We start from the raw sequence: 8,769 nt of genomic DNA, 5'->3' as shown, positions 1-8,769 counted from the left end.
CGGCGGAATGGGAGAAAAAGGTGCCCATCGGTGAGGCAGTCGCGGCGAAGGATTTCTGGCCGTTGAACAGGGAGGCTATGATCCGTCTAGCAAACGCGATTCGTGCCAAGGCGCGGAAGTATGCGAAGAGTTACGTGAGGCTGGACCACGTAAAGACCCGGCCGTTCGTGCTGGCAATTGCTCCGTTTGAGCAGCCAGATTTTCAATACCAGTACGACCGGGCCATTCGTGCTGTCCTGTACGACGACTACGTTGATGAAACTGCGTACTGCAAGAATCAGGAGCGATATCCTGATGGACCACCGAGCGTCAAGCTCGGCTTCGTGGAAAAAGAGAACGGTGCCGAGGTGCCGCTCGGAATTTTCAACACCGAAGAGTACCGGGACGTGAGCGCCGTTCTGTTCTCATGTGCCGCCACGTGGGGAAAGGTCGAGGCGATGGCCGAAGCGAGTCAAAATCCTGGCTTTGTCGCGGCGACCTGGGGCGGTCCTGGTGGAAAGCCACGAGGCACCATGTTGCCTCGTGGCCAACATACGGAGACGCTCGAAGACGGATTGCAAGTGTTTCACAATCCCAATGCGATTCGACCTCTTGATCCGCATATATTTCGACGGACCGGCGTCGTGCAGCACTACTTCGACGAGCACGCGAGCGCATGGATACACGAGGAGCGCGACCAGTGCCTCCATTCCCGGATGGTCAACTCGATGCGCGTCATTCGCGACGAGCCGGGGAGTGCAGTCGCCTAAGATCCGGCGGAGGCGCTGCTGGTCGAACGAGCTATGGCTGATTGCGCCGTCGCTCTTCCGGGTAGCGTTCTAACGCTTCCTCGGCCATCTGGTCGGCAGCGCCCGCAGCGTCAAGCAGGAACCCATCAAAAACCGCGATCTCGTCGTAGAGATGGTCGTAGGTTATCCACCCGCAGATTGCTAAGAATCGTCTGTCTTGTCCCAGAGTTGCTGATAGCTGGGACCATCGGAAAGCGGAGGTTTCAGAGGCCGGTCCATCTGAACGGTCACAGGAATGGGGAAATCGACACCCACAAGCGCAATCTCACCCTGCTTCAGATTGGGTAGGAACGCGGCAGCCGAACGGTCAATTTCCCCACAAGCGCGCTCGACCACTTCACGATCTCGGTCGTTCGTCAGTCGATGTACGAGCAGCGTCCCCATCTGGCTGAGGACACCTTCCGTGATGTCGCGCGGCCGCTGGGTCGCCAAGCAGATATTCAATCCATACTTCCGACCTTCTTTTGCAATCAGTTCAAAGGCGTCAAGGTTGAGCGCGAAGTCTTCAGCACCAACGGATTTGCCAAGGAAGTTGTGTGCCTCGTCCAAGATGACGAGGATAGGTCTGTTTCGAAATGCGTCGGCGCGCGCTCGTCGAAGCAGCATCCTACCGATAGCGTTCGCAATTACCTCGCGGGCCGAGAACTCGTAACCAATCGAGCTCATACAAATGCGCAGCACCGAAGCATCGCCGTTGAGGAACTCATCAATGCATTCCGACAAGGTTGCAATCCCAGGCGCTTCTGAGAATACGCAGGAAAGCGATGCGGACCCGGTAACCCCAATAATACGCGTCAACAATGACGAACAGTACGAGAGCTCATTCGACGGGCCGCCCCAGCGGGAAGAGTCACTATCTTTTTCGGGAAAGCAGCATTCTTCGACGATCTGCTTTACAAGATAATTGATGTCAAATGGTTGGCTAGGATTGTCGACCAACGCAGCATTATTCGCCTGCTTCAACGCTTTTCGGTAAGCAAGCTTCGAAGCATTCACCTTCTTCACGTAGCCGTCTGGAGCGACTTCGGGCGCAAGTCCTGCCAGCCGGAGACTTTTCATCGCTTCACGGAGTTTCGGGCCCTGGGTTTTTCCTGACGGCTGAAACAAGGCAATGAAGTCCCCTTCAGTGAAGTCTGTCGGCGGTAGGGCGATCTCTTGCGACATCGGAGCCTGATGGAGTGGGATGCCGAGATGACGGTGCATTACGTCGTCGCCGATGATTGACCGGTACTCACTCGTTGCGTCGAGTAAAATTATCTTGGCTTTGTAACGGCGGCATTCCTCCACAATCTTGGCGGTCGTCCAACTCTTCCCGCCACCGGTCGAGCCTAAGATTGCGCAGTGGCGCCCGAATAGCTTCTCAGGCGTGACCGTGATGGGGAAACCGCCATCGCCAGATACAACGCCGAGGCACAGGGTAACCTTCGGGGGAGTCTCGTCGATCCCACCTCCGGTTAAACGGGGAATGCGCGAAACAAAGTCACCGGGCGCAGAGAAAACACGATCACCCAGGCGCGGATATGCCGAGATTCCAGCCTGCACTCGTAGTGAGACAGGATGCACCGACCCGAGTAGGCGAATCATGCCAATAGCATCAATCTTTGCGGCTCCGCCAAAATCCTGCGTAATCTCGTCCCTGTCTCTGTCAGGCAGCGAGACTTCCGTCACACGTCCCAGAAGCATTGTTTGCTGCGCTTCGATCAAAACCAGCTCGCCCACCTCGCCACGTCCGTAACGATGAGAGCGAAGATACTGACCGCTCACTTCACCAGCATGAGCCAAGTTGACTTTCACGCCGTTTGCCGTGACGCTCGAGACAACGCCGACGCGTAGATTGTTCTGCAGCAGCCCTGCACTGAGTGAATCGTCAGTCACGCCCCACTCCCAGCCGTCGAATCGCATTAGAGAGTTGCTCAGCAGGTGACACGGCTTGCAAAGAAGGAATGAGGTTCACGACGTTGGTAAATGAACCACCAATGAAATGAATATCGAAACCCTTGGAGGCGAGATCGCTGAACCTCTTCCAGTACACGCTGGATCCGTGAAAGCCTTGGTTGTGCAAGTGCTCAATACAGCGGTGGTCTGTCAGTATGAGCTTCAGACTGGGGTTCGACTGAATGGCAGACAGAATCGGCTCCGACAAATGGTCGTCGTTGAAGCCGAATCCAGACATAACGAGGCAGGTGTTTGGCTGCCGCAGGAAGTCTAAAAATCTCGACAGGAGTTCCAGATGAGGCTGAATGAATGCCTGCTGATATTTGCCTTTAGCCGGATAAATCAGGCATACCCGACTGGGGTCGGGCGCACCCGACTCAAAGATCTCATTCCCTTGGCGCTCCCAACTCACCGATCCATGAAGTTTGTGCAGTTGGAAAACGCCTTCGACGAACTCCTGCCGGTCTGTTTCACGGCGCACAACATCGTACGCAAAGTGTCGGCCATCAAACCTACGACCTCGAGTGTACGAAAATCCGTCGACGACCATTATCCCGAGTTCTGCAGCGGCAGTCTCGAAACACATGTCGTAGTTGGTTGTGAACACTTTCAGGCGAGGATCACGGACCCGGCGCCGAGCCAGCTTTTGGAGAAGATGTCGGTACGCTGAGATATCGGAACGCGGGTCGCGAAGGAACTCGCTGCACAGTCCAAGAATCTTCTGTTTGACTTCGATCAGAAAGTTCGCGACTTCTTCGTCGTCAGTGAAGGCGAGATACGCGTCACATTGCGACAGGAAATGCTCAATGTTTGGATTCTCCCGTTCAGCGTAACGGACCTTGTCGCAGACAACTTGCGCAGTAGTAGTCAGGTCGCCGGCCGGACCGCCTGAGCACATTGCTTCGAGCCACAGCGTCCACATGCTAGGACCTCGCGGTGGACCAAGCGACGATCCACTTCCGGCAAAAAATCCAAGATTGGAATACTGAAGTGCCCCAACGAGCAATTCGTTGCAAGCCGCTCTATTTGCATTCAACCGCCGCTCGGCTTCGTCGCCGGCATCTTCATCACCCAAAAAAAGCCTATAGGCAGATTCTGAAAGCGGTGCCCAGTTGGACTGACCCGGGCGTCTGTAGGCGAGTTCCCCGCTGAACTCAGGAGCAAGCGGAGTCGGCACATTAAGCGCTTGATTGGTATCCATCGGGCGTAGTGGTCTAGTTATAGTTCCAGCGCCCGGCCGGTGGTGCGCAGGACTGCTGCTGCGCAGTCGCCTGCGCGCTCGTCAGCCGCATTGATCTTAACATAGCGGTCGTAGAAGTTTTGCCGGACTGCAACGGGTCGAAACTGCGAGTTGGCGGATGCCGGAAGCGGTCGCCTTGCTGCACCACGCCGTCACTGTCGGCAACCCGCCACATTGCTGACATCCCAAAGAGCGTCGTCGAATGTCGGCAAAGGCCGATTATGCCAAGTCGTTGATTATGGAAAGTAGCTGTGCTGGTCGGCGGCACGAACCGGTAATCACAGGGTGTGGCGGCAGGTGACGCCCCACGAACTCGACATAATCTCAGAGCTGCCGCCACGACATCTTGAAATGGCCTCGACAAGCGCTTCCATGAAGATTCTTATGGATGTCGGCCGGGAAAGTCGGCAAAACAGGCGATCATGGTGACGCGCAAGCGTTGCTGGCAGGACGACTGGGTTGTTGAGTTTGATATCAAGGCGGCGTTCGACCAGATCGACCATGCGCTTGTACTGAAAGCCGTGCGTCGTCACATCAAGGAAGACTGGATTCTGCTGTACATCGAGCGGTGGCTGACTGCGCCGTTTGAAACTGAGGACGGTACCTGTTTGCCTCGGCAACGCGGTACACCCCAGGGCGGTGTGATCAGCCCTATATTGGCTAACTTGTTCTTGCACTACGCGTTTGATCAATGGATGTCGCGGAACTATCCCGGCGTCCTGTTTGAGCGTTACGCCGACGATGTCATTTGCCACTGCAAGAGCGAGGCGCAGGCCAAGCAATTACGAGCGGAGCTCGATGCCCGGCTTGCGGCTTGCAAACTACAGCTTCATCCGGAGAAGACCAAAATCGTCTACTGCAAGGACGACAAACGACGCGGCAGCTATCCGGTCCAACGCTTTGATTTCCTGGGCTACTGCTTTCGGCCCCGGAGTTCAATGAGTCGATCTGGGACCCTGTTCGTCAGTTTCGCTCCTGCGGTAAGCGACAAGGCGGCCAAATTAATGCGGTTGCGAATGCGTCGGTGGCGGCTGCATAGTCGCAATGACCTTGAACTTGTCGAAGTTGCTCGTTGGACACAGCCGGTACTTCTGGGCTGGGTTCGCTACTACGGGCGGTTTCGGCCTTCCGCTCTTCGAGGGGCCTTACGTACACTGGATTCGTTCATTGTGCGTTGGGCTCAGCGCAAATACAAGAAACTCCGAACGCACAAGTTGCGGGCATGGGATTGGTTGCGGCGTCTGGAAACGCCGCGCCCGACCTGTTCGCGCATTGGACGCTCGGAGCCACGGCTGGACGATAGGAGCTGTATGAGTCGAGAGGCTCACGTGCAGTTCTGGGAGGGCCTGGCGGTGCGACTCCGCCGGGCTACTCAACTATCTGAAAGCATATGACTCGGTCAGCCACGCCCGCCGCTCAATCGGCAATTACCTGAACTGGTATAACGAGAACCGGCCTCATTCGAAGCTCGGCGACCAGACACCGGATGAAGCATACTTCGCGACGCTGCCAGCGATAAAATCGGCAGCTTGATCGCCTCAGCGATTCCACTTAAAAACTCGCAGATCCTTTCTGAACGAACGAGGCCACCTCTAGACTCGTCGACAGGCCACGACTGGCCGGTGGACCTGCCAAAGCAGTTCCACCGTTTGACGAACTCCGGCGCAAAGCCGCACCCAGCGCAGAACCGTCGTGTCCGCCAGCGACAGACCCCGTTCCGCCATCATTTCGACCTGATCGTGCTGGCTAAGCTTGTAGCGCGCGTACCAGCGAACACACAGAATGATCACATCGCGGTCAAAGTGACGGCCTGCGAACAGTTCCTCCAGGCTCTTCAGCTTGCTCATCGTCGGTTCCCAATTCGTTCACCCCGACACCTTAACCGATTCGCCCGCCGCGCTATTTGCAACGGAGCCCGCTGATTTGCGCACCGTTGATCTCAGTCAATCAGGACGCAGAACCTGAGCTTTAAGCATCGCGCATAACCATGTAGATTGCAGCATGATAATTGCCATCTACACTTTTGTTTCTTGGGAGAGCGATCCCTTTACCTGCCACCGCTTTGTCCCGGAATCGTCAACGTGACAGCACCAACACTTACATGAAATTTAACCACCCCGGAGCCATCATGTCATTGTCCAATCTCTCACCTCCGCATCCGCGACCTCTTCGCGCTGGGGCGCAGATCATGCGGCAGGCTGGCAAGACTTCAACGTATTCCGTGTCCCGCGTGAGCAGCATCGTGATCGCCGACGAGCACGGAGTGATTCGTGACGTACTGCGTCGACTGTTTGCCGACGCACCGTATATCGACGTGGTGGCCGACGCCGGCGACGGCCACGCGACGCTTGCCGCATGCAGAGCACACCGCCCCGGCATCGTCGTGATGGAACTGCAGCTGCCCTCGCTCGACGGCATCGATACGATCCGCACGATCCGCCGCCGCTGGCGCGACACGCGCATCCTCGTGCTGTCCGCCATGACCACGGAGATCCGCGTCGCCGAGGCGCTCAATGCCGGCGCACAAGGCTACGTACTGAAGCGCAGCAGCTCCGGCACGCTCCTCGGCGCGATCCTTGCGCTGCGCGCCAGCCAGCAATATATCGATGCAGCGCTGAACCTCGATCAGATCGAGTCGATGCGCCGGCAAACCATCAAGGTCGGCGCGCACGTCACCAGCGCCTTGCTCACCACGCGCGAGCGCCAGGTGCTCAAGCTGATCGCCGAAGGCGGCCGCAACCGCGATATCGCCGAACGCCTCACCATCAGCCTGAAAACCGTCGAAACACACCGCCTGAACATGATGCAGAAGCTTGATGCCCGTAACATCGCCGAACTCGTGCGGTGGGCTCACCGCCTCGGCATCGCCCCGCTTTGAAACCATCGCCGTTGCCATCGACCATTGAGGTCCGAGAGCGTTCGATTTGGTTTTTTCGCAATAACGAGGTGAGGCCAAGCAGTTCTATGAGTTGTCGGCATAAGCAGTACTCAAGATATAGCCTCTGCTTTGCCTCACCTCGTTATTGCGAAAAAACCGATCGCCCTGCCCTCTCGGCCGTCTTTACGGAGCTTTGCACAAGGGTTTTCAATGATCTTCGGCGCAAGGGGTACCTCGGTCGAACAATCGGAATAAAACTGCGCTACGCCGACTTTGACACGGTGACACGTGACGTTACGCTGCCGGGTCCGACTGCCGACGCCGGCACGATCCGGCGTGCGGCGACGGAAGTGCCGGCGCCCTTCGTGAGTTGGGACGCACGAGGCAATTCCGGGGGAGAAGAGAGCCCCCGCCTGCAAATGGCTTCATAACGCAACCGGCGAGGTGCGAGACTCGTTTAAGGATGGCTATGGAAAATCACATGGAAGATGCAACGGCGGACGCGGTGGTGGCACCGTTTCCCGTCATACCGGAATGGCAGGAAGCCGTGGATATTGAAGGCGTGAAGCTGTTCATGCACAGCTTCGCCGGCGGGTTGGCCGGTGCGCCGCTACGCACTTCGCGGTTCACGATCCTACCCGGTTGCAGGACGCTGGAAGACGAGCATGCGGTCCGGGAGATCTGGTTCATCTCCGAGGGTACCGTCGATGTCTGTTACGACCATGCATGGCATCGCGTGAGTGCCAGGCAAGCGGTATTTTTCGAATCGTGCAAGCCTCACTTCGCGAGGAATAACGGTGGTATCGAAGCGCAGATTTTCTCCGTGTGGTGGGCATGATGACTGACAGATACGATCTGGCGGTTGTCGGCGGTGGCATAGTCGGCGCATGGACCTTGTATCTGGCGACTCTAGGCCACCCGCGATGGCGTATCGTGCTCGTCGATCGATACAGGGTAGGCGACGGAGCGACCGCCCATTCGGCCGGCGTGCTTCTCGCCACGGGGCGTTCAGCGCGCGAACGCAAGCTGGCGGCGATCAGCGCCGATCTTTACGGCGATGTACAGGCGCTGCTCGGTTTGAAAACGACCCAGGCCGACGTATTCTGGGTTGCCGACGCCCAATCTAGCGACGAGGTGCGCTCGGGCGCGGTCGACTTCTCGATCGGTGGCGACTCGATCCCACAGACGGAGTTGGAAAACAGGCTCGGCGTTCCGGCGAATCTCGGTGGCGCACAGATTGTGTTGCGCGGCGGCACGGCGGTCAGCCACGATCCAGGGCTTATCGCAAGGTCGTTGATCAGTGCAAGTCTGCGTTCGGAGCACGTGAGTTGTGTAGAAGGCGCCGCCGTGACGATGATGCGGCCGTCTTCTGGGGGCGCCGAGGTACGGCTGGCGGATGGTCGTGCGTTCCACGCCGCGCGCTCTGTGGTTGCCGTCGGGCCTTGGATCGTGGAGGAGCCTTTCGAAACGTTCGCTGACGCGCACGACGTGCGGATCAAGAAAGTCGTCGCGTTGCACGTCGACCACTCGCCGCAGCCTGACGCCGCAGCCGTATTCTTTCCACAAGACGACGCCTATCTGACGCCGTTGCCCGCCCGCAACCAATGGTTGTTCAGCTTTCGCAGCGACGAATGGGACTGCCGGCCTCGCAAGCACGCTTTGGAAATCAGCGAGCGCGACCGTGACCTGGCCAAAGACGTCTTGCATCGCTATCTGCCGGAGCTGGCCAATGTCTGCTGCGGTGGCCGGGTGTTTTGCGACGCCTACACATCCACAGGGGAACCGCTGGTCTCGCTCGACCGAAGCCGCGCGGCGGTTTTTGCTGGCGCTGGCAGCGGCGCGGGCTTCCGGTTGGCGCCGGGCATCGCTGATGAAGCCTTGCGCCTGATCGAAGCATGAGGCAAATGCCTCCCCTCTTCCTGTTTCTC

7 protein-coding genes and 3 pseudogenes are annotated in these 8,769 nt (G+C 57.9%); 7 read left to right on the top strand and 3 right to left on the bottom strand.

The window, feature by feature from the left end:
- A partial coding sequence (locus OKW41_RS02235) for a hypothetical protein (RefSeq protein WP_429571415.1) occupies positions 1-749 on the top strand: 749 nt, incomplete at its 5' end.
- Between the two features lie 180 nt (positions 750-929).
- Here OKW41_RS02235 and OKW41_RS02230 read toward each other — a convergent pair.
- A complete protein-coding gene (locus OKW41_RS02230) occupies positions 930-2,663 on the bottom strand; it encodes an ATP-binding protein (RefSeq protein ID WP_429571414.1) in 1,734 nt (577 codons plus the stop codon).
- On the bottom strand, positions 2,656-3,924 hold the full coding sequence (locus tag OKW41_RS02225) for an SIR2 family protein (RefSeq protein WP_429571413.1): 1,269 nt from the start codon (positions 3,922-3,924) through the stop codon (positions 2,656-2,658). Before OKW41_RS02225 ends, OKW41_RS02230 begins: the two co-directional genes overlap by 8 nt.
- A 461-nt stretch (positions 3,925-4,385) precedes the next feature.
- Here OKW41_RS02225 and OKW41_RS02220 point away from each other — a divergent pair, with 461 nt between their 5' ends.
- A complete protein-coding gene (locus OKW41_RS02220) occupies positions 4,386-5,357 on the top strand; it encodes a reverse transcriptase domain-containing protein (protein WP_429571412.1) in 972 nt (323 codons plus the stop codon).
- Positions 5,341-5,496 (top strand): annotated as a pseudogene (locus OKW41_RS02215) (integrase core domain-containing protein); the annotation flags it as partial. The gene OKW41_RS02220 and the pseudogene OKW41_RS02215, both read left to right, overlap by 17 nt.
- Before the next feature lie 61 nt (positions 5,497-5,557).
- On the opposite strand, the pseudogene OKW41_RS02210 reads toward OKW41_RS02215, so the two are convergent.
- Positions 5,558-5,810, bottom strand: a pseudogene (locus OKW41_RS02210) (IS6 family transposase); the annotation flags it as partial.
- 395 nt (positions 5,811-6,205) lie between these two features.
- Here OKW41_RS02210 and OKW41_RS02205 point away from each other — a divergent pair.
- From OKW41_RS02205 to OKW41_RS02190, 4 genes and pseudogenes are all read left to right on the top strand, one after another.
- Complete coding sequence (locus tag OKW41_RS02205; RefSeq protein ID WP_429571411.1) at positions 6,206-6,841, top strand: response regulator; 636 nt, start codon at positions 6,206-6,208, stop codon at positions 6,839-6,841.
- Positions 6,842-6,999: 158 nt separating this feature from the next.
- Positions 7,000-7,191 (top strand): annotated as a pseudogene (locus OKW41_RS02200) (DNA polymerase IV); the annotation flags it as partial.
- 131 nt (positions 7,192-7,322) lie between these two features.
- Positions 7,323-7,679, top strand: a complete 357-nt coding sequence (locus OKW41_RS02195) for a cupin domain-containing protein (RefSeq protein WP_429571410.1) — start codon at positions 7,323-7,325, stop codon at positions 7,677-7,679.
- On the top strand, positions 7,679-8,740 hold the full coding sequence (locus tag OKW41_RS02190) for an NAD(P)/FAD-dependent oxidoreductase (protein WP_429571409.1): 1,062 nt from the start codon (positions 7,679-7,681) through the stop codon (positions 8,738-8,740). The genes OKW41_RS02195 and OKW41_RS02190 overlap by 1 nt, the downstream gene beginning before the upstream one ends.
- Positions 8,741-8,769 lie beyond the last annotated feature (29 nt).

Origin of the sequence: Paraburkholderia sp. UCT70 (assembly GCF_050434085.1) — a bacterium.
In the GTDB taxonomy this organism is placed as follows: Bacteria; Pseudomonadota; Gammaproteobacteria; order Burkholderiales; family Burkholderiaceae; genus Paraburkholderia; species Paraburkholderia tuberum.
This window is presented reverse-complemented; position numbering and strand designations above follow the sequence as displayed.

Bases quoted from the DNA above. Each gene is read 5' to 3' on its own strand.
- OKW41_RS02225 (WP_429571413.1), bottom strand. From the start codon at position 3,924: ATGGATACCAATCAAGCGCTTAATGTGCCGACTCCGCTTGCTCCTGAG.
- OKW41_RS02220 (WP_429571412.1), top strand. From the start codon at position 4,386: ATGGTGACGCGCAAGCGTTGCTGGCAGGACGACTGGGTTGTTGAGTTT.
- OKW41_RS02190 (WP_429571409.1), top strand. From the start codon at position 7,679: ATGACTGACAGATACGATCTGGCGGTTGTCGGCGGTGGCATAGTCGGC.
- OKW41_RS02195 (WP_429571410.1), top strand. From the start codon at position 7,323: ATGGAAGATGCAACGGCGGACGCGGTGGTGGCACCGTTTCCCGTCATA.